This is a genomic window from Polaribacter sp. L3A8, from assembly GCF_009796785.1.
Lineage (GTDB): Bacteria > Bacteroidota > Bacteroidia > Flavobacteriales > Flavobacteriaceae > Polaribacter.
Genome location: NZ_CP047026.1, coordinates 1,426,644 through 1,448,044 on the forward strand (window position 1 = coordinate 1,426,644; position 21,401 = coordinate 1,448,044).

At 29.4% G+C, this 21,401-nt stretch carries 18 protein-coding genes; 6 read left to right on the top strand and 12 right to left on the bottom strand.

Annotated elements, in window-relative coordinates:
- Positions 1-10: 10 nt before the first annotated feature.
- From GQR92_RS05745 to GQR92_RS05775, 7 genes are all read right to left on the bottom strand, one after another.
- Entirely contained in the window at positions 11-523 is a 513-nt protein-coding gene (locus tag GQR92_RS05745; RefSeq protein WP_158838221.1) for a ferritin, read from the bottom strand.
- 29 nt (positions 524-552) lie between these two features.
- The gene (dapA, locus tag GQR92_RS05750; protein ID WP_158838222.1) at positions 553-1,428 is read right to left on the bottom strand and encodes a 4-hydroxy-tetrahydrodipicolinate synthase; all 876 of its coding nucleotides are present in this window, start codon (positions 1,426-1,428) and stop codon (positions 553-555) included.
- Positions 1,429-1,527: 99 nt separating this feature from the next.
- A complete protein-coding gene (locus GQR92_RS05755) occupies positions 1,528-2,043 on the bottom strand; it encodes a DUF6913 domain-containing protein (RefSeq protein ID WP_441339133.1) in 516 nt (171 codons plus the stop codon).
- Between the two features lie 40 nt (positions 2,044-2,083).
- A complete protein-coding gene (locus GQR92_RS05760; protein ID WP_158838224.1) occupies positions 2,084-3,166 on the bottom strand; it encodes an esterase-like activity of phytase family protein in 1,083 nt (360 codons plus the stop codon).
- A 24-nt stretch (positions 3,167-3,190) separates the two neighbouring features.
- Positions 3,191-3,850, bottom strand: coding sequence for a lysoplasmalogenase (locus GQR92_RS05765; protein WP_158838225.1), 660 nt, complete (start codon positions 3,848-3,850; stop codon positions 3,191-3,193).
- Between the two features lie 3 nt (positions 3,851-3,853).
- The gene (locus GQR92_RS05770) at positions 3,854-7,510 is read right to left on the bottom strand and encodes an ABC transporter permease/M1 family aminopeptidase (RefSeq protein WP_158838226.1); all 3,657 of its coding nucleotides are present in this window, start codon (positions 7,508-7,510) and stop codon (positions 3,854-3,856) included.
- A gap of 78 nt (positions 7,511-7,588) precedes the next feature.
- Positions 7,589-8,476 carry an ABC transporter ATP-binding protein gene (locus tag GQR92_RS05775; RefSeq protein WP_158838227.1) on the bottom strand — a complete coding sequence of 296 codons (888 nt, stop codon included), beginning with the start codon at positions 8,474-8,476 and terminating at the stop codon, positions 7,589-7,591.
- Positions 8,477-8,774: 298 nt separating this feature from the next.
- Between GQR92_RS05775 and GQR92_RS05780 the strand changes: the two genes are divergently transcribed.
- The 4 genes from GQR92_RS05780 (at position 8,775) to GQR92_RS18115 (ending at position 11,623) form a co-directional block, all read left to right on the top strand.
- Positions 8,775-9,863 (top strand): M42 family metallopeptidase, encoded by a 1,089-nt coding sequence (locus GQR92_RS05780; RefSeq protein WP_158838228.1) that lies wholly within the window; start codon positions 8,775-8,777, stop codon positions 9,861-9,863.
- Positions 9,864-9,965: 102 nt separating this feature from the next.
- Positions 9,966-10,532, top strand: a complete 567-nt coding sequence (locus GQR92_RS05785; RefSeq protein WP_158838229.1) for an NUDIX hydrolase — start codon at positions 9,966-9,968, stop codon at positions 10,530-10,532.
- Positions 10,519-11,292 carry a hypothetical protein gene (locus tag GQR92_RS05790; RefSeq protein ID WP_158838230.1) on the top strand — a complete coding sequence of 258 codons (774 nt, stop codon included), beginning with the start codon at positions 10,519-10,521 and terminating at the stop codon, positions 11,290-11,292. The genes GQR92_RS05785 and GQR92_RS05790 overlap by 14 nt, the downstream gene beginning before the upstream one ends.
- A 184-nt stretch (positions 11,293-11,476) precedes the next feature.
- Positions 11,477-11,623, top strand: coding sequence for a hypothetical protein (locus tag GQR92_RS18115; RefSeq protein WP_368074178.1), 147 nt, complete (start codon positions 11,477-11,479; stop codon positions 11,621-11,623).
- A 941-nt stretch (positions 11,624-12,564) separates the two neighbouring features.
- Here GQR92_RS18115 and GQR92_RS05795 read toward each other — a convergent pair.
- The 3 genes from GQR92_RS05795 to GQR92_RS05805 form a co-directional block, all read right to left on the bottom strand.
- Positions 12,565-13,536: a Gfo/Idh/MocA family protein gene (locus GQR92_RS05795; RefSeq protein WP_158838231.1), complete on the bottom strand. Its 972-nt coding sequence runs from the start codon at positions 13,534-13,536 to the stop codon at positions 12,565-12,567.
- A 6-nt stretch (positions 13,537-13,542) separates the two neighbouring features.
- Positions 13,543-15,264: a sodium:solute symporter family transporter gene (locus GQR92_RS05800; RefSeq protein WP_158838232.1), complete on the bottom strand. Its 1,722-nt coding sequence runs from the start codon at positions 15,262-15,264 to the stop codon at positions 13,543-13,545.
- A gap of 377 nt (positions 15,265-15,641) precedes the next feature.
- Positions 15,642-18,161, bottom strand: coding sequence for a PIG-L family deacetylase (locus GQR92_RS05805; RefSeq protein WP_158838233.1), 2,520 nt, complete (start codon positions 18,159-18,161; stop codon positions 15,642-15,644).
- Between the two features lie 176 nt (positions 18,162-18,337).
- Here GQR92_RS05805 and dnaN point away from each other — a divergent pair, with 176 nt between their 5' ends.
- Positions 18,338-19,456 carry a DNA polymerase III subunit beta gene (gene dnaN, locus GQR92_RS05810; protein WP_158838234.1) on the top strand — a complete coding sequence of 373 codons (1,119 nt, stop codon included), beginning with the start codon at positions 18,338-18,340 and terminating at the stop codon, positions 19,454-19,456.
- A 179-nt stretch (positions 19,457-19,635) separates the two neighbouring features.
- A complete protein-coding gene (locus GQR92_RS17790) occupies positions 19,636-19,782 on the top strand; it encodes a hypothetical protein (RefSeq protein WP_199269188.1) in 147 nt (48 codons plus the stop codon).
- Positions 19,783-20,008: 226 nt separating this feature from the next.
- On the opposite strand, the gene GQR92_RS05815 is transcribed toward GQR92_RS17790, so the two are convergent.
- Both GQR92_RS05815 and GQR92_RS05820 read right to left on the bottom strand, forming a co-directional pair.
- A complete protein-coding gene (locus GQR92_RS05815) occupies positions 20,009-20,389 on the bottom strand; it encodes a hypothetical protein (RefSeq protein ID WP_158838235.1) in 381 nt (126 codons plus the stop codon).
- A gap of 2 nt (positions 20,390-20,391) precedes the next feature.
- Entirely contained in the window at positions 20,392-21,342 is a 951-nt protein-coding gene (locus GQR92_RS05820) for a hypothetical protein (RefSeq protein WP_158838236.1), read from the bottom strand.
- Between the last annotated feature and the right edge of the window lie 59 nt (positions 21,343-21,401).

Genomic DNA, 21,401 nt, shown 5'->3' on the forward strand with positions numbered 1-21,401 from the left:
TTTGTTAATGTTATAGCTGAGGAGGAGCCGTTACAGTAATTAATTGTTTAATATCATTATCAAACAAGTAGAAACCTCCTTTATCGTCTCCAATTAATTTAATTTTATCTAAGATATTTCTAGCCAATGCTTCTTCTTCAATCTGCTCAGAAACATACCATTGTAAAAAGTTATGGGTTGCATAATCTTTTTCTTGTAGGCAAATATCAATTAAATCGTTAATACAAGCAGACACATGTACCTCATGATTAAATAATTCTTGAAACATTTCTTTAAAAGCACCAAATTCTACCGGAGGTGCATCTAATGCAGATACTTTTGCATGCCCACCACGTTCATTTACAAATTTTACCAATTTTAACATGTGCATTCTTTCTTCGTCTGAATGTGCATACATAAACTGTGCAACTCCTTCAAAACCTAAAACTTCTGCCCAAGAAGCCATTGCCAAATATATTTGAGAAGATTGTGCTTCTACTCTTATCTGTTCGTTTAATGCTTTTTCAATAATTGGTGATAACATATTGTTTTGTTTTTAAGTTGTTTGTAAATCTAAAAATTCTTTACAAATTTAGCAATTTTAGATTGAAGTTCTGCACTTGTTTTTACTAAAGGTAAGCGAACATCGTTTTTACAAAAACCTAATTCTTGTAAAACTGTTTTAATTCCTGAAGGATTATTCTCTTCGAAGATGTAATCTACAACATCCATCATTTTATAATGAATTGCATAACCTTCTTTGTTATTCCCTTTTAAACCATGATTTATCATGGTAGAAAATGCTTTAGGAAAAGCCTGTCCTATTACAGAAATCACTCCAGAACCACCTGCTAAGGCAACACCTAAAGCCAAATCATCATCACCAGAAATAATTAAAAAGTCTGCAGGCTTGTCTCTTAATAAGGTATAATATTGTTGTTGGTTATTCCCTGCTTCTTTAACACCTACTATATTACTAAAATCATTTGCCAAACGCAAAGTAGTTGCAGGCTCCATGTTTTTTGCGGTTCTACCAGGAACATTGTACAAAATAATAGGTAAATCTGTAGCTGCTGCTATTGCTTTAAAATGCTGATAAAAACCTTCTTGCGTTGGTTTACTATAATAAGGTGCAACAGAAAGAATACCATCTAATCCTGTAAAATCTCTTGTTTGTAGTTCTTCTATAACTAAAGCAGTATTATTACCACCCACACCTAAAACTAAAGGTAATCTTTTATTATTTGTATTAATAATAACGTTAATGATCTCTTGTTTTTCTTCTTTGGTAATGGTTGCACTTTCTGCAGTAGTACCATTGATTACTAAGTAATCTGTTCCGTTTTCGATGTTAAAATTCACCAATTTGATAAGTGCATCAAAATCTACACTTAAATCTTCTTTAAAAGGTGTTATCAACGCAACTCCAGTTCCAATAAATTTTTGCATTATTCTGTATTTTATAAGAGGTAAAATTACAATTTTAAGCTGAATTCCATCACTAAAAAAACAATTCTTACTAAGAATAAACAACTTTATTGTTAAAGTTTAATTTTTTAGCTTTTTAAGTATTGTAAGATACTTTTTTAGCTCTGCAGTAAATTGATCTACGTGTTCTATGTTTTCTAAAATTTCTAATTCGTATAATTTAGAATTTACGCCAGAAAAACCTGCTTTAAAAGTTGCCTGAGATTCTAAAACGGCATTTTGTAAATACAAATTAGGTTCTTTAAAATAACCAATTAACAAATCGAATGGTTGTTCTAAAAAACTTTTAAAATTAGGTTGTATAAAATGACCTTTCCAATTGATATCTTTTTCAGAAAAATGTTTAAAAGAAACTGCATCTGATTTATCGTATTTCTTAAAATTATAAATTTTGATATTTCTTACGCCAAGTACCTTTTCTATTTTCGATTGCAAATCTAACTTTAAAGAAATACTATCTGTTGTTAAAATACCTACAGTTTTAATTTCGTTTTGAGAAACTGTTCTGTTTTTTGCTAATTGTAAGATTTTTTTATCAAACTTTTTTCTTAATCTAGCTTCTTTTATTTTAGACAAACTCATTACTTACACGCTCTTAAATTAGTACTCGTAGAAATTATTGATTGTTAATTTCTAATAAAATAAATTGATTTAATTGTTTTCCATACAATTGAAAATTATCATCAGAAACTAAAATTAAAGATTGATTTCCGTTTGCTAATTTTGGACCAAAAGTAAGCCCTTCTATGTTATCTACAATTCCGTCTGTTAATTGATTTTTTTCATCTTCAAAATTTAATAACAATCGCTTTTTAAGCGGAATAAATTTTGTTTCCTTTAATGAAGCTACCTCTAAAACATTGGTAGTTTGCTCATCTAAAACTGCATCAAAAATTCTTACAATATTTCCATGCGCTCCATAACCACTTTGGTAGGTTCGTTCTATGATAAAAAAATGATTTTCTTTATATTCTAAAATAGACGTAACACCGTTTAAATTGATATTTCCTTTTGATGGTTTTGTAATATGTTCTAATTGATACGCAAACTGTTTGGTCGCTTTTTTTGATGTTTTATCAAAATAAGTAATTCTTACAGGAGATGATGTTTTTGTAAAAGTAGGCTCTTCTCCGTCTGTTTTTAATGGCGCTTCCATAGCCACCCAAAACCCTTTACCATCTAAACTTTTAGAAGATCCTTCAAAAACAGCATTGTGTTTTATCTCTTTATTATTGCTTAAACTTTTAGGTAACTCATAAGCTTCTAAAAACTTACCGTTTAAATCGGTTTTAAATATCGTTGGGCTTTTACCATCATTAATAGAGCCCTCTCCTACAAAATTAACTTCTTGTTTTTCTTCATCTACAAAAATAGATTCTAGATCTAAGGCATTATCCTTATAATAAGAAGTTACAGTATCATTTAAAAAAACTACATTTTTAAAATCTACAGCTTGTATCTTATTTTTTTGAATGCTAATTGCGGCTTTTACAAAACGAGGATTGTGCGCGTCATCTACAACAAAATAATAGTCTCCGTTTGCATAATCTAAGCCCGATAAACCACCAATAATTAAATGCTGAAAAGAGATTGAATCTGCTAAAACAAATTCATCTAAAAATGTTAAACTTGTTTTTTTATCCTTTGTACAAGATACCAAAACACTAATTACAAAAAGAATTAAAAATAGATTTTTCATTAAAAAAAATATTAAATTTTTTATTTAGGCTTTTACACTCTTAGCAATCATTGCTTTGCAAATAAGATACTGTGCCAAAATATAAGTAGTTATCATAGTAATTCTATACACTTCATTGATATCATAAAACTTATGAATTACAAACAAACTATCCGACAATATAAAAAATACGGCTCCTAATATTAACCATAAGTTTTCTGTGCTTTTTTCTTGAAAATAATTTAATAAAGTAATTGTACCAAAAGAACAAATAACAATTCCGTATACAATTATCGGAAATAACATTTCTCCTAGACTTTTATTTACTACATAAACGACACCTCCAAAAATAATTAAAAAAGGTATGGAAGATAACACTGTTTTAGTAAAACTTTTTTTTATTAAAAAACTAAAGGAAACTTTTATAAATAAAGCTTGAGCAATTAAAAAGAAAACTAGTCCGAACAATAAAAAGTCTGCTTTAAAAAGTAAAAAAAGATCTCCCCAAAAAGAAAAAAACAATGCAGCGGTATAGCCTAAATTAACTTTATTTACTGAGGTTAAATAAACAATTGCCAATGAAATAGTTATAAACGGACTCGTTACAAAAGCCAGAGTATCGTTAAACAAAAGTCCCAAAATTTGCAATACTGCAATAATTAAAAAAAATGCAGAAGCAGATAATATATTGCTTTTATGTTTCATCTCTTATAATTTTCTTCTGTTATCGTCAGATTTTGTGTCTATTAATTTATTATAAGGATCTACCCCTACCTCAACGGGTTTTTCATCAACAATAATGGTTATTTTATTATTAATTTGCGTAATCTTATGTTTTTGTAAATACAGTTCTTTTTCTTTCTTTTTTCCATCAACCTCTTGTTCTGTAAAAATACCAATATCAATATAATCTTGCAAAGGCAAAGATAAAATTGGCTTGCTCATTTTTTCTGATTGATAACTTAAAGTATCACCTAGTTTTTCTCCATAAAACTTCTTCCCTTTTTCATCGTTTCTATATTTAGAAACTTCAAACTCAATATCTACTTGATATTTTCCACTCTCTAATTCTGTAGATTTTACTTCTACAATTCTATTTTTATAAAGTGTTATCGTTTCAAACATATCTTTAATTACATATTGTAAAGAATCTGGAGTTACTTTTCTAATATAATTAACCATTTCTACAGAAGTTGTATAAGGTGCTTCTTGAAACCTCACTTTTTCTACATACTTTTTTAAAGTTGCGTTTAACTTTTCTTCTCCAATATAATCACTCAAAGCATAAAAAACCAACGATCCTTTTTGATAACGTATATACCCTTGCCCATCATTATACATTAACGGTTTTTCTCGTTTTGTTTCTAATGTTCTCTTAATTAAATAACCATCTAAAGCTTCTTTTAAAAAGGTACGCATTTTAGGTTTACCATTCTGATGTTCTAACACTTTTAAAGCAACATATTCCGATAAACTTTCTGATAACATTGTGGCTCCTAAAACATCTGCTCCTATTACTTGATGCGCCCACCATTGATGCGCTACTTCATGCACTGTTACTGCAAAAGGATAATCTACTCCATCATCATTTGTATCGTCTACATCTGCAATAAAACCGACACCTTCTGAAAACGGAATGGTATTTGGAAAAGATTGTGCAAAGCTTCCTCCTGTTCTTGGAAACTCTACAATTCTTAATTGTTTATGTTGATAAGGGCTAAAGTTTTTAGAATTATAATCTAAAGACGCTTTCATCCCTTTCATCATTCTATCTAAGTTATAATCATGTGGTTTGTGATAGTAAATTTCTAAACTAATTCCTTTCCAAATTTCTTTTTTAACTTGATATTTTGCGGAGTTAAATGCATAAAAATTTAACATTTTACTATCCATTTTATAATGAAAATATTTACGATTTCCTTCTGTCCATTCTTTTTGCAAATAACCGGGTGCAATGGCTATTTGATCTTTTGATGTTGATACTGTTGCTTCAAAATCTATCCAATCAGAATCTTTAGAAATATAGGTATTTCCTAAAGCAGTAGAATCTGTTGGTTGCGGACGTAAATTATTTGGTGGTAACTTGTATTTTTTACGTGTTTTATTGTCTGTAAGTTCTCCGCCAGAAGAATATCCTAAAGAAGGAAACATTGAAAAATTATTTAAGAAGGTTCCGTTTTCTAAAACAGGAGATTTTCTTTGAAACATGGTGTTTTCATCACTCTTAACATAAACCGTTAATTGCAAAGAATCTCCTGGTTGTATTTTTTTATCGAACTTGTAAATATCAAAATTAAAAACCGTGTCTTCTAAAACCAAATTATTTGATTTATTAAACTCAAAACTACTTTCTAATGCATTATGGTTTAAGAAAATGCTATCAATTGCCTTGTCTGTTTTATTTACCATCGTAAAAACGGCACTCGCTTTATAGGTTCTTTTCTTCGGATAAATTTCTACATCAGCATTTATAGCTACAATTCTTGGTTGTTTATAATTTTCATATTTTTTATATGTTTTCTCCCATTTAACAGCATTTAATTCTGCTTGTTTTGATGCTGTATGTTTTTCATCAGACTTTGTTGCCTGATAAATAGTAACTCCCAAAGTTAAAAAAGCAACTAAAACTATTGCTAAGCTAATTTTTTGAGGTGTTTTAAATCTTGCAATTGCTATATCTACTCTTTCAGAAAAAGAGCTTGGTAAGCCTCTAACCCAAAATAAAACACTTGCAATTAATAATAAAGTTCCTCCTAAAATCCAATAGATTTTGTACCATAAATATCTAGACAATGCAGAGCCATAACCATTCATATCAGAATAACTAAAACCTGGTCCTTCATTGTATTTAAATATTGATAGTTCGATGCCGACTAAACTTAAAAACGGAATTCCGATAGCGATTATCAACAAAACCAATAAACCTAAATATTGATTTTTAAATAGTGTTTGTACAAATATTGCTAAGAAAGCCCAAATTACATAGTTTAAAAACTTTAGTGCAAATAGCTCTTTTATATAATGACCAATTTCAAAATTATAGTATCCTTGATAGGCTTGAAACAACATACCAGAAACCATAATTACTGCCAATAAAACCAATTGCATTTTTAAAATAGCAATTAATTTAGAGAATAATAAAGTCCAATTTGGTATTGGTGTACTATCTACCAAATGATTAATTTTTGCAGTTCTTGCTCTTTGTACCAACATACCTGCGTATAAAAAAGTACAAATATTAATTACAAATAAACTAAAAATATTTCCACCGCCTAGCATTTGCCAAGTAACAGGTAATGTATCCGTACCAAAAATTTCGCTAGAAATAAATAAGGTTCCAAATAACATTAAAAGTCCTACTATAAGAATACAAATAAATGGTAAACTCTTAAAAATATATTTAAAGTCTATAATAGACAACCTCCACATTACTTTTAAATTCTGAACAAAAGAATAATTGTGCGTTACCTTTGGTAAGGTTATTTTTGTAATTCCGCTAAAATTAGTTTTTGTAACTCTTTCTGATTTTGCTTTTCTAAAAGAAAGTGTAACTGCATTCTGATTAAATTTAAAGAATTTAAAAACCAAACCAAAAACTACAGAAGAAATTACCAACCATAATAACCTATTGTAAACAACTAATTCTTTAATAGGAATTTGCATTTCGTTCTGCTCAGAAACAGTCCAGTATTTAGTATAATAAGAAGATGCTGATGAACCATAAGGATCTAAAAGAGCCAATAAAGTAGCGTGTTCTGGTTCTGATAAAATACTAGAAATTGCTCCTTGTACAAACATTAAAATAATTACCGTAATAAAACCAGCTGCAATATTTCTAGAGAAAGTAACAACCGCAAAAACAACGGCGCCAAAAAACAATATATTTGGTAATAAGTACACCAAATAAACTGTTAAATAAGTCATTATATTAAAATCGCCTACAATGTCTGAATTGGTTCCAGGAAATCTAAAACCAATAATCATACCCAATGCAACCACTAAAACAATAGCAGAAACCACTACAATACCACTAAGAAATTTAGCGAATAAATAATTTGTTTTGGTAAACGGATACGAAAATAAAATGGTGTGCATTTCACTTTTAAAATCTCTGTAAATAGAAACTCCTATAATAGATGGAAACAAGAAAAATATTAAAATGGTAAATGCATTAAAAATACCGGTAACGCCAATTGGCGAATTTACAATTCTAGAAGAACCTGTTGTTCCTGTAATTCCGTCCCAAATACCCGCAGATGTTGCAGATAAAAAGAAAGAAATTAATAAAAATATTGATATATAAATATAAAAAACAGGTTTGTTAAACCAGTATTTTAATTCTTGCTTAAAAATAGTTAAAAACATATAAAATGTGTAAAAGTGTAATTGTTGAATTGTATAATTGTAAGCCCACTAAAAACTATGAACTTTAAACCTAAAACCTTAAACCAACTGCGGTTCGTCTTGTTTTAAAGCGATAAAATACACATCGTCTAACTGTGGAGTTGCAGCAATAAAATCTTCCGAAGGTTTTTCTGCAGCATGTACTCTTATGTTTAATGTATTGTCTGTATTAAAATTTCTAGACAATACATTATAAAGTTTCAGGTTTTCTTCTAAATCATCTTTAGCTATAATCTTTGTCCAAATAGTGTTTTTTAATTCTTCCGTTGCTTTTTGTGGTGTAGAATGCTTTAAAATTCGTCCTCCATTTAAAATGGCCATTTCATTACATAATTCCTTTACATCTTCTACAATATGTGTAGAAAAAATAACCGTACAATTACTACCAACTTCACGTAAAACATTTAAAAAACGATGTCTTTCTGCCGGATCTAAACCTGCAGTTGGTTCATCAACAATAATTAATTTGGGGTTATTTAAAAGCAATTGTGCAATTCCGAAACGTTGTTTCATTCCTCCAGAATAACCAGCAACGTTTTTATGCCTTACTTCGTATAAATTAGTAATTTCTAAAACTTCTTTTACAATTGCTTGTCTTTCTACTTTATTAGCAATCCCTTTTAAAGTTGCAAAATAATCTAACAATTCTTCCGCAGACATTTTAGGATATACGCCAAAAGATTGCGGCAAATACCCCAATACTTTACGCAAAGACATATTGTCTTCTAAAACCTTAATATCACCAAAAGTAATTGAACCAGAATCTGGACTTTGTAACGTTGCAATGGTTCTCATTAATGATGATTTCCCTGCGCCATTTGGACCTAATAAGCCAAACATTCCTGTACCAATTTCGATACTTAAATTATCTATAGCTTTTACTCCGTTTTTATAAGTCTTAGTTAAATTTTCAATTACTAACTTCATATTCTTGGTTTTAGTGATTTTTTTTTATCTAAAAGTACTCCTTCTAAGCTTTTGCTTTAGATTCCTTTTAAAAATGTTTTTCTTGCGGAAACAAGAATAACTGATTAGTGTAAAAGTAAGTACTTTTGTTACACTTTTTTGTGATTATTTTAATGGAATTCATAAAAAATCGTATTATTTTTACAATTGGAAATACAAAATGCTCTCGATATTTTTTCTTTTTCAATTCCATCAAAAGAAAACCTACAAACAGACATTTTAATTTTCAATACTTTTCAAAATTTTAAACAAAAATACAATGGCAAAAAAATCAATATTAAATAAAGATTCACTTACATTTTTAGAAAAATACCTTAATAATGCAGCACCAACTGGTTACGAATGGGAAGGTCAGAAAATTTGGATGGACTATCTAAAACCCTATGTAGATACATTTATTACAGACACTTATGGATCTGCTGTTGGAGTTATAAACCCAGACGCAAAATACAAAGTTGTTATTGAAGGGCATGCAGATGAAATTTCTTGGTATGTAAATTATATTTCTGATAACGGTTTAATTTACGTGATTAGAAACGGTGGATCAGATCATCAAATTGCGCCGAGTAAAATTGTAAACATTCATACTAAAAACGGAATAGTAAAAGGTGTTTTTGGATGGCCAGCAATTCATACCAGAGATAAAGCTAATGAACAAGCACCTAAACCAGATAATATTTTTATTGATACAGGTTGCGCTACTAAAGAAGAAGTAGAAGCTTTAGGCGTTCATGTTGGTTGTGTAATTACCTACCCAGATGAATTTCATATCTTAAACGGAGATAAATTTGTTTGTAGAGCTTTAGACAACAGAATGGGTGGTTTTATGATTGCCGAAGTTGCGCGTTTATTAAAAGAGAACAAAAAAGAATTGCCTTTCGGATTGTACATTACAAACTCTGTACAAGAAGAAATTGGTTTACGTGGTGCAGAAATGATTACACAAACCATAAAACCAAATGTTGCCATTGTTACAGACGTAACACATGATACTACAACTCCAATGATCGAGAAAAAATCTGCTGGTCTTTTAGAATTGGGTAAAGGTCCTGTTATTGCTTATGCTCCTGCCGTACAACAAAAATTACGTGATTTAATTACAGAAACTGCCGAAGCTAAAAAGATTCCTTTTCAGCGTTCTGCACTTTCTAGAGCAACCGGTACAGATACAGATGCTTTTGCGTATAGCAATGGTGGCGTTGCTTCTGCATTAATTTCTTTACCACTAAGATATATGCATACCACAGTAGAAATGGTGCATAGAGATGATGTAGAAAACGTTATTAAAATGATTTACGAAACATTATTAAACATTAAAGGAGGAGAAACTTTTTCTTACTTTGAATAATATATAAAACGCAAAGGCACTAGTTTTCGCAAAGGTCGCAAAGAATAATTAATACTACTTTGTGACCTTTGCGGTTTCTTTGCGAACTTTGCGGTTAAAAACATGGATGAACTCATAGACATTTTAACTCCCGAAGGAAAACCTACAGGAAAAACAGCTTTAAAATCTGAAGCACATAAAAATGGTTGGTTTCATGCCACTGTTCATGTGTGGTTATTTACTTCGGATGAAAAAATAGTACTTCAAAAAAGAGCATTGACTAAAAAAGTATTTCCAGGCATGTGGGATATTTCTGTAGCAGGACATGTTGGTGCCGGAGAGCATATTATTACAGCTGCAAAAAGAGAAGTCTTAGAAGAAATAGGTTTGCAATTAACCGAAAAAGACCTCATAAAAATTGGGACAAGAATTCATCAGGTTACTCATGCAAACGGAATTATAGATAACGAACATCATCATGTTTTTATCGCAGAATTAAAAGTATCTATATCAACATTAACCATTCAAAAAGAAGAAGTTGATGCAATTCAATTATTTAATTTATCAACTTTAAAAAATACAGAAAGCCTAGATAATATTTTACTTTCTAGGTTTCATGACTATTATTGTTCGGTTTATAATCAAATATTAAAAAACATTCAAAATTCACATCAAAATGAAAAAAAATAAAGTTGTAAATTTATTTGGAGACAACAGTAATATTCAAAATACAGAAGTAAATTACTCTACATTATTAGAAAAATTTGTAAATCACTTTGATGATGAATTTAAAGATTATGAATACCACGAAGACGTTTATGAGTTTGCCCAAAATACTTGGAACTTAGGTAATATGCGATCTATTTTAGATACATCTGAATTTAAAAACATTATTAAGTTAGCAAAAGAAGATGGAGAAGATTATCGATTAATAGAAAAAATGACAAGCCACAAAGTCAAACATTTTAAGGAATTTACAGAATTTATAGTCGATTTTTATTTCTTTGAAAAGAATGGAACCCCAAAATTAAATGTAACAACACAATCTGAAGACGACTACCTTTCTGAGATGTTACAAATGGATTTCCCTAATGAAGAAACTGATGATTTTGAAGAAAACTTTATTAATAGATCTGCAATTTCTATAAAACCGCTGCAACCCTTTGTAGATTGGCATAACACTATTTATCCCGATTCGAAGATTGATATAGCTACTTTTAATGACGTTAATATTTATCTCATTAACAATAGTAGTTTTGAGGATATTGAAGCGCATTTAAAAAAGAAGTTTGATAAATATTTTATGATGGAACTAGATGGTTGGCACACCAATAAAAAAGAATGGCCACAAAGACGTAATTACAAAATGTTTAAAAATTGGTTTCAAGTAGATATTTCTACAGCTGTTTACGATTTAGAAAAAACGCCAGTTAGCAAAAGTGAGGAGTAAAGTTTATCAACAAATAAAAAAGGATGAAAAACGCAATAGCAGAACGTGTTTTCGATTTTAAAAAACTACCCACTTTTAACTTATTAGCTACAAAAAAGATACTTGAAATAGCATCTCAAGTATCTTTTTAGAAAAAGGTAACGTTATTTTACATTAAAACGACACAAAACACAAGCAATTTTACATTATACAAAATGGAGAAATTAGCTTGTATAAAAATTCTAGAGACCAAAAATATTTAATAGACATCTGTGATGATGGAGATGTTTTTGGTTTAAGACCTTTAATAAGTAAAGAAAACTATTTATTAGACGCCTTATATTGGTTTTGATATTGCAATAATCAATCAAATACTAGAAAGACATCACGTACCAAGTCTTAAAAATAAAACATTAGATACAGAAATTCTAAACACCCTGTTTACCAAAACTCACTACCACAAGAGCGTTATACTTTAGACAGATTTTGTGTCTAATAAAATGTACCTAAAAGCGATAGACATACCGCAAGTAGAGATGCTTTAATTACTACCATTGTCTTTTTAAAAATAATAGCTCGTTTAAATAAACGACAACAATCTAGCTCTTAAATATTTACTTTCTTAACTTATTATTGTTGTATAAACTTTGTTATGAGTTTTAAGCAATAAATTTAGTAAATAATTACTGACCAAGAAAGTCCGCAAGTACTTTAGCTAGTAAGCAAAAAGGCATCAATAAAGGTTGCCCTTTGTTACCTAAGGCTTTTATTTTCTTTTCAAATTTTTGCATTTCATTTACTAACTTGATTTAAGTATGATTTATATTCTACAATAACAATTATACCAATTATCAATAATTCTAGGATAAAATATATCCATCCTAGTTCTGTCAGTTTTTCAGAATACTTAATTAACAATCCAATGGAAATTAACGAATAGATAATATTACTAATTATTAATATTCTTAAAAAAGGTTTCCAATTTGACCTCACAAACATGTTACAGCTCATTGAGTAAATAAACAAGCAAAATGCAATTCCAGATAATAGATATAATGTCTTTTTAGGCATTCCGAAATGCTGTTCCAATTGCGCTAAAATTCCGAATAATGAAATTGCAGTTAGTAAAGCTCCGAAAGCGTCGATCAGAAAAATCCGTTTTGGATTGGTTTTAAGTTCATTCAGAAAGTTTTGTTTCCAATTTAACATATTAAATATTTGCTATTACGTCCCATTTTCAAACTTGCAGGTTCCGTTTCTATATCAGAACAACGCATAAATAATTTTGCTCCCTTAATATTCTAAACCTATAATTTCTCTAACCTTATCTAAAGTTTTTATCAAATTTATAGAGAAATCAAAAGTCATTAAATCACTTTCTTTTTTGTTTGTTTTTAGAAGATTATTAAAATGTATTGTTTCAAAATTATAACCAATTGTTTTATAATTAAAATCAATAATTTCTTCTTTACCATTTTCTATAACAGTTACCGTTGTAGGCATATGAAACATGGTATTTATTTTTATAACACCTCTTTCGCAAGTAAAAACGGCCTCTGTGGCTGTATCTTCTACCAACGTGCTTTTTAGAACTGCTTTGGTACCTGTATAATTAAAAGTCATGTTACAAGAAGAGTCTGCTCCATTATCAAAAAAAGTAGCGTCTGCTTCTATAATATCTGGCTTACCTAAAGTAGACAAGGCTGCAAAAATTGGATAAATACCAATATCTAACAAGCTACCGCCACCCACTTCTTTTTTAAACAATCTGCTATCATTATCAAATGCTCTAAAAAAACCAAAATCTGCTTCTAATTTTAAAATTTTTCCAAATTTTTCATTTTTAAGACTTTCTAAAACATAGGTATAATGTGGTAAAAAATAGGTCCATAAAGCTTCCATCAATAACACATTATTTTCTTTGGCTACCGCTATCATTTCTTCTACTTCTTGCAAATTCATTGCAAAAGGTTTCTCACATAAAACGGCTTTTTTATGTTGTAAACAAAGTATAGCATGTTCTTTATGAAAACTATGTGGTGTTGCAATATAAACAGCATCTACCTCTGCATCTTTTGCTAAATCTAGATACGAGTTATAGGCTTTTTTTGAGTTATATGTACTAGCAAATTCATTCGCATTTTCTTGACTTCTAGATGCTACAGCAACTAATTCTGCATTTTCTACTGTTGCTAAATCTGCAGCAAATTTTTGAGCAATATTACCTAATCCTATAATTCCCCATTTAATTACTTTCTTTTCCATAATCTATTAAATTTCTACTGTTTTAAAATCATCTGTATAATTGTCTTTAGAAGGCATAAATGTTTGAATAATAATTGCAATTCCCATTACTAACGCACACCCTAATAAATTTAGCCATAAATACGGCAACCAATCAAGTAAAAATACGGTAATAATTAAAGCTTGTGTAATTAATGCTGCTACAAAAACAGCATTTCCTCTAACAAATTTAACAAAAAACGCCAACAAGAAAATTCCTAATACATTTCCATAGAAAATAGATCCAATAATATTTACAAGCTGAATTAAATTATCGAACAAATTGGCAATACAAGCCACAGAAATAGCAATGATTCCCCAAGCCAACGTAAACCATTTAGACGCTTTTACATAATGCTCTTCACTCTTATCTTCCCTTACATTTCGCTTGTATAAATCTATAGCCGTTGTACTCGCCAACGCATTTAATTCTGATGCTGTAGAAGACATTGCTGCAGATAAAATTACCGCCAATAAAAGTCCGATTAATCCTCTTGGTAAATTGTTTAAAATAAAATGAATAAACACATAATCTTTGTCATTCGATTCTATCTTTTTAATCGACTTTTCATCCACCTTTTTTATAATTGTTTTTGCAGATTCTTTTAACTCTAAGTCTCTTGTATTTAATTCTTGAATTCTTTCTTTTTCTTCTGCTTGAAAACCATCAGAAAATAACAGCCTTTTATCATTCTCTATAATCGTGTGCTCCTTTTCTAATTCTTGATATTCTGCTAAATATTCAGAATTCTGAACAGCTTCATTTGCGGTAGGATTAAAGTTTAATGGTGATGCATTAAATTGATAAAAAACAAAAACCATTACCCCAATTAACAAGATAAAAAACTGCATTGGCACTTTTAACAATCCGTTAAAAATTAAACCTAGCTGACTTTCTCTAACCGATTTTCCAGACAAGTAACGTTGCACCTGACTTTGGTCTGTTCCAAAATACGATAACATTAAAAAGGTTCCTCCTAAAATACCTGTCCAAACGGTATATCTATTACTTAAATCGAAAGAGAAATCTAACACTTCCATCTTATTACTAGCACCTGCAATTTCTAATGCGTTGGTGAAGGTAATATTCTCTGGAAGTTGACTCATAATCATAAAAAATGCAATTAGCATTCCTATAAAAATGATAATCATTTGTTGTTTTTGCGTTACGTTTACGGCTTTTGTTCCTCCAGAAACCGTGTAAATAATCACTAAAAAACCAATGATAATATTTAGTGTTAACAAGTCCCAATCTAACACCGCACTTAAAATAATTGCAGGTGCAAAAATGGTAATTCCTGCTGCCAATCCACGTTGAATTAAAAATAAAATTGCCGCTAAACTTCTTGTTTTTAAATCGAACCTTCCTTCTAAAAATTCATACGCAGTATAGACTTTTAACTTGTGATAAATCGGTATAAAAACCACACAAATAATAATCATTGCAATTGGCAAACCGAAGTAAAATTGCACAAAACCCATTCCGCTATGAAACGCTTGTCCTGGAGTTGATAAAAAGGTAATTGCACTGGCCTGAGTTGCCATTACAGACAAACCAATCGTCCACCATTTCGAGTCACTTCCCCCCTTAATATAATCTGTTACGTTGGCATTTTTTCTGGTAACGTAGGTTCCGTATGCCACAATAAAAATTAAGGTAACAGACAAAATAATCCAATCTATATAATGTAATTTACTTGTTATCTCCATTGCTTAAACCGTAAAATAATTTGAAATAAAATAAAACGTAATAATGTAAATTACATTGGCTATTAAAACCATTGAATATTCTTTTTTCCAAGTGTATTTTTGTCCTTTCATGTTGTGTTTTTTTGAAGCTATTTCCTGCTTTCCACTATATCTTTTTATGCTTCTCATTACCAAGTTTACTTTTTTTGTAAACTGCGGCAATTTCTTTTAAGCTAGCAGATTGCTTCGTTCCTCGCAATGACAATTTTAAAAAAGGCATAAAAAGGATGCCGTTTCAATCAGGGCTAAACTTGTTTAATTGCTTTTGTCATTCTTATAAAAAAAGCAATCCAAACTTACTTTGTTAGAGATTCTTGCCTGTGCAGAAATAACAAAAACTACTTTTTAGCTGCCTCTTTTTCTACTGTTTCATTTTTCTTTACAGACAACATATTTGCAAATAATTTATACGCTCCAGAAACTCCTGCGGGTAACTCTCTAAAGAAACTTAAACCAGTGTACATATAATTTCCTTTACCATATTTAGCAATTAACAAACTTCCGTTTTTAGCGGTTTCGCCTTTGTCGTGCATAGATAAAACTGGCGTATAAGCAGCATCCCAAGAACTAGGAAAATACAAACCACGTTCTTGTACCCAACCTTTAAAATCTTCGGATGTAATTTTATTAGGAAAGTTTAAAAGTGAATTCTCTGCATCTAAAACAGTAACCTCAGCAAATTCATCCGTAACACGATCTCTAGACAACTCTAAAGCAAAAGGAGCTGCAACATCTACACCTCTATTTGTGTTGTATTGCACAATCATGTTCCCTCCTTTTTCTACATATTCTAACAAGAATTTTTGCTTAAATTTTAATTCATCAACAACATTATAAGCTCTAATACCTACAACAATTGCATCGTACTTTAATAAGTTTTTACCATTAATTTCTAACGGGTTGATATCCTCTACAGTATACCCAATCTGACGTAAACTTTCTGGAACCACATCTCCTGCTCCTTTAATATAGCCAATTTTATTTCCTGCTTTTTTAATATTTAAACGTACTACTTTTGCTTCTGAATTTAATAAAACAGATTGTTTAGGTATGTGACTGTAGTTAATTTCTACCAATTCTTTAGTATACGTTTTTCCTTCTAACGTTGCTACTACTTCTAACTTCCCTTCAGACTGCTCTTTTGGTGGCGAAACCATAAAAGAAACGGTTTGCTTATCTTTTTTCTGAGCAATATCAAAAGAGATTTCGGCAGGTGTTACACTCCAATTTTCAGGAACTTTTAAGCTCACTTTTCCATTTACATAACCTGCTCCTGCTCTAACTTCTACACTAACTTGTTTAGCAATACTATCAGAAAAAATAAGTACTTTGTTTTTTAATTTGGTAGTTACTTTTGGTAACACCTCAAAGGGTTCGTAAATTTCTCCTTTATCTCTTTCTGCATACCTCATAACAACATTTTTAGTAATTGTTATTGGTAAATAACTAATCACCAAATTAAAATCAATTTTTACAACTCTTGGTGTTTCTGGTTTTCCTATCAATTCTTGATTGTCTACCTTATACATTCCTAAAGATGGTTCTTTTTTTAACCAATAAGGATCTGTATAGTCATCCGTTTTTATTAAAATATTTTCTGTAAAATTTATTTTTTTATTTTGCTCTAAATCAAAACCCTTGTAAATTAATTTTTTATCAAGCGTAGTTGTAATTGAAGTTAGTATCATAGGGAAAGAACTTCTGTTTACTAATTCAAAATTTACATCTATTTTAGAATTTGGTATTGCAGAAGAACTTACTGCAGAAGCCTCTATATATAAGCCTACACAAGCCTCAATAATTTCTTTAATTTGTTTTTCTTTAATTATTCTCCAATGAGTATCTTCTAGCTTTTCAATTAAAGTATATGCATTCATCAATTTTGGTAAATGTTTAGATGGATTAACAAAATCGAAATTATTTTCTACCTCATATAAAATCTCACCAATTTCACCTCCATTTTCAAGACGGTTCCAAGTGGTATTTATTCCTGAAAAAATATCATTTTCATCTTTTAAGGCATCTCCTTTTAAAAACTCTAGATATTCATTTTCGCTCCCTCTAGTTGTTAACCTACCAAAACCCTGACATAAATGTTGGCTACTTGCTATAGATGCTAACTCATTATTAGAAACTCCTTTTAAAGGATAATAAACACCCACATCTAACTTTGTGAAATTTTTGGTTTTCTCTTTAAACTCAGCTTCTCTTCCTCTATAAAACCAAGAAGATGTATTCTGAAACAATCTTTTAGGAGACCAAGTTTCTGTATATTTTAATTGAGATGGATACTTTGTAGAATCTGCAACAATATCAAAAGCAGCTACACTTAACATTGCAGAACTTGTGTGATGCCCATGAGTTGTACCTGGAGTTCTATGATCGAATCTGTTAATAATAACATCGGGTTTAAACGTTCTAATTGCCCAAACAACATCACTTAAAACTTCTTCTTTATTCCAAATTTTCAAGGTTTCATCTGGATGTTTAGAATACCCAAAATCATTGGCTCTTGTAAATAGTTGTTCTCCACCATCAACATTTCTTGCTGCTAATAATTCTTGTGTTCTAATTACACCTAATAATTCTCTAATTTCAGGACCAATTAAATTCTGGCCTCCATCTCCTCTTGTTAAAGACAAATAGCCTGTTCTTGCTTTTACGTTATTTGCTAAATAAGCAATTAATCTTGTGTTTTCATCATCTGGATGTGCAGCAATATACAGCGCAGTGCCTAAAAAATTCAGTTTTTGAATTTTCTCGTAAATCTGATTTGAGGTTAGTTTTTGAGGTTTTTGAGCGAATACAGATATTGAAATCAATAAAACTGCTACAATAGAAAGTAAAAATTTCTTCATAATTATAAATTGGTCAATAAAACAAATGTAGTTTTTTATGAGGCTTCTTAAAATTTGTTAACATAATTATAACGTTTCAAAGTTCATTAACAAAATGCTCATAACCTGTTAATAAATTAATTTTCAGAATCAGTTAATAAGATTATATTTGTAAGACTAATAAAGATAGAAAATCAATGAAATTTATTGTATCGAGTTCGCAATTATTAAAACAATTACAAGTTTTAGGCGGCGTTATAAATAGCAACAATACCCTACCAATTTTAGATAACTTCTTATTTGAATTATCTGAAAATCAATTAAAAGTTTCTGCATCAGATTTAGAAACAACCATGAGTTCTGTAATAGATGTAGAAAGTGATAGTTCTGGTTCTATAGCTGTTTCCGCACGTTTATTACTAGATACTTTAAAGACGTTTCCAGACCAACCTTTAACCTTTAAAACGGAAGGTGATAATGCCATTGAAATTAGTTCTGATCAAGGTAAATATGACATGGCTTATTTTGGTGGAGATGAGTTTCCGAAAGCGGTTTCTTTGCCTTCTCCAAGTAAAACAGTAGTACCTGCAAGTATTTTAGGAACAGCAATTTCTAAAACAATATTTGCTGCCGGAAACGACGATTTACGCCCAGTAATGAGTGGAGTGTTTTTTCAATTTAGTTCTCAAAGTTTAACTTTTGTTGCAACGGATGCTCATAAATTGGTAAAATATACAAGAACGGATGTTACTGCAGATCAAACGGCAGAATTCATTATGCCCAAAAAACCTTTGAATTTATTAAAAGGGATTTTAGGTGGTTCTGAAACAGATGTTACTATTGAATATAATGACGCAAATGCAAAATTTACGTTTGACAACGTAGTTTTAGTTTGTCGTTTAATTGATGGAAAATATCCTAATTATGAAGCTGTAATTCCAAAAGAGAATCCAAATAAATTAACGGTAGATAGAGCTTCATTCTTAAACTCCGTAAGACGTGTTTCTATTTTCTCTAGCAAAACAACACATCAGATTCGTTTAAAAATGGCGGGAACTGAATTAAATATTTCTGCTGAAGATTTAGATTTTTCTAACAAAGCAGACGAACGTTTAAGTTGTGATTACCAAGGAGACGATATGCAAATTGGTTTTAACTCTCGTTTTTTAAGCGAAATGTTAAACAATTTAAGTTCTAACGAAGTTTTAATTGAAATGTCTTTACCAAACAGAGCAGGAATTTTAACTCCTATTGATGGTACAGACGAAGGTGAACAAGTTACAATGTTGGTAATGCCAGTAATGCTTAATAACTAGTACTCGCAGAGTACATTTGTATTAAAATAATTTATCTTTCTTGTCTTAACAAGAATCTATACTTTTTAAAACCACAATTGATTAAAAATTAATTGTGGTTTTTTGATTTATGGTAAACCGTAAGAAAATATCAGATTAAATAATTATTTTTAAAAATATTAATCTTTTAAATAATTATTATGGCAGTAAAGCACACACCAACAAATGAAGTACACAAAGGTACTAAAGGAGGAACTACAGGTTGTGGATCGGATACTAATATCCATTCCAACCATTGGGTTAATAGTAATGAAAAAATTACTTGCTCAAAAAATGGCTGTAGATAATTCTTAAAAAGAACTAAGAAAATTTTAACTAATCTGTTCTAATTTTCTTAGTTTTCCTCTTTCTTTAAATTATTTTGTATTTCTTCAATATCAAAAGCAAATAATCTGAAAATTCTTTTAATAATAAGAACTATAGTAAGTATTATTTCTGAAAACAAGAAAACAAAAATAAAAGAAAAAATATTTTTAATAATTTGATTATAGCTATAATTGTTATTAAAAATTGTTAAACAAGTATTTTCAGAAAATAAGTCATATTTTTTAACAAAATTAAAACTAATGCAAAAAGAGATATCGTAATAACAAAAGTAATATTGTAAAACATCTCCTCAATTATATCAACTCTTAAACGTTTTTTATGTTTTGAAAAACCACGAGTAACTGATACTATTAAAACTAATAAATTAATAAACAACCCTATAAACACAGATAATAAAGTAGATAAGATCCCATCTAAATTATCATTTGTCCGATTAACAAGAAAAGAAATTAGAGATATAATAATAGGTATTATAATAAAAATAAAAAAATTACTTTTCCCACCTTTTTTTAACACTAAAAAGTGTTTTCTAAAAATATCTTTTATATTTATAAATGAAAAATCCATTTTCATAGTGGGTTAATTTGTTGCAATTTTTCATATGCTAATTCCGATATTGAATCTAAATCAGATTCCCCATATTTATCCACCTTAACAAAAATATCGTAAACACTTCTAACCCCACCTATTGACTCATTAAAATTAATATTTTTTGATTTATTATTATACGAAAAACCAATAGTTACATCGCTTTTATCATTAAAACCAATTGATTCTAGAGGTTCTGATATTATATAATTCTTATCCTTTTTATCAAATAATTTTTTTATAACTCCTCTTGTATTAGAAGGAAAAAAACCATTCTTTTTCCTAATAACTAACTCATAAACATATTCTTCACTTTCTTCTGTTAAATTTAATTTATCAGTTATATCTTTAGAAACTTTATTTGTTTTTAAAGTAATCGATTTTGCTGCACCATCATTTATAATTTTAGCATTTATATCTTGATCTATATATCTTGATGTTTTCATTATATAATTTGGAAAGTACTCTCTAAAATACAGCTTTAAAACATCTGTAAAAACACTGTTTATCCCATAAACACCATTTCTTTCTAAAAAAATCATTCCTTTATCATTAGTTTCATTAAAATAAATGAAAAAGAAAAAGACCTTTTCTACACCTTCATTTATAGTACTCTCATATGAAGGCTTATTATCTTCTTTATTTTTTGCGTTTACTAACTTAATAATAGAGCCATACTTTGTAGAAGATATTTTACCTAATAAAATTCTATCATTATAGTGAATTGTTGTTTCTATCTGATTACTGATTTCTTTCTTTTCTATTTTTATACTATTCTTCAATCCATCATCTTCAGTAGGTAGAGTATATAAAAAGTCGGGGAAATGATTAAATATGTGCTTACCTAAGTCTAGGTCAAATCTAGGTGTTTCTTTTTTTCTTTTAGAAATATGAAAAATTAGTGCTTCTAACTGTCTTTTTTCTTCTCTCATTTATAAATATTTTTTTAATAGCTATTTTAAATTAAAGGTAAGTATTTTATTTAAAAAAT

Coding starts and splice junctions, on each gene's coding strand:
- GQR92_RS05800 (WP_158838232.1), bottom strand. CDS start 15,264: ATGGAGATAACAAGTAAATTACATTATATAGATTGGATTATTTTGTCT.
- GQR92_RS05805 (WP_158838233.1), bottom strand. CDS start 18,161: ATGAAGAAATTTTTACTTTCTATTGTAGCAGTTTTATTGATTTCAATA.
- GQR92_RS05820 (WP_158838236.1), bottom strand. CDS start 21,342: ATGAGAGAAGAAAAAAGACAGTTAGAAGCACTAATTTTTCATATTTCT.
- GQR92_RS05760 (WP_158838224.1), bottom strand. CDS start 3,166: ATGAAAAATCTATTTTTAATTCTTTTTGTAATTAGTGTTTTGGTATCT.
- GQR92_RS05765 (WP_158838225.1), bottom strand. CDS start 3,850: ATGAAACATAAAAGCAATATATTATCTGCTTCTGCATTTTTTTTAATT.
- GQR92_RS05780 (WP_158838228.1), top strand. CDS start 8,775: ATGGCAAAAAAATCAATATTAAATAAAGATTCACTTACATTTTTAGAA.
- GQR92_RS05815 (WP_158838235.1), bottom strand. CDS start 20,389: ATGGATTTTTCATTTATAAATATAAAAGATATTTTTAGAAAACACTTT.
- GQR92_RS05790 (WP_158838230.1), top strand. CDS start 10,519: ATGAAAAAAAATAAAGTTGTAAATTTATTTGGAGACAACAGTAATATT.
- GQR92_RS05745 (WP_158838221.1), bottom strand. CDS start 523: ATGTTATCACCAATTATTGAAAAAGCATTAAACGAACAGATAAGAGTA.
- GQR92_RS05795 (WP_158838231.1), bottom strand. CDS start 13,536: ATGGAAAAGAAAGTAATTAAATGGGGAATTATAGGATTAGGTAATATT.
- GQR92_RS05785 (WP_158838229.1), top strand. CDS start 9,966: ATGGATGAACTCATAGACATTTTAACTCCCGAAGGAAAACCTACAGGA.
- GQR92_RS05770 (WP_158838226.1), bottom strand. CDS start 7,510: ATGTTTTTAACTATTTTTAAGCAAGAATTAAAATACTGGTTTAACAAA.
- GQR92_RS17790 (WP_199269188.1), top strand. CDS start 19,636: ATGGCAGTAAAGCACACACCAACAAATGAAGTACACAAAGGTACTAAA.
- dapA (WP_158838222.1), bottom strand. CDS start 1,428: ATGCAAAAATTTATTGGAACTGGAGTTGCGTTGATAACACCTTTTAAA.
- dnaN (WP_158838234.1), top strand. CDS start 18,338: ATGAAATTTATTGTATCGAGTTCGCAATTATTAAAACAATTACAAGTT.
- GQR92_RS05775 (WP_158838227.1), bottom strand. CDS start 8,476: ATGAAGTTAGTAATTGAAAATTTAACTAAGACTTATAAAAACGGAGTA.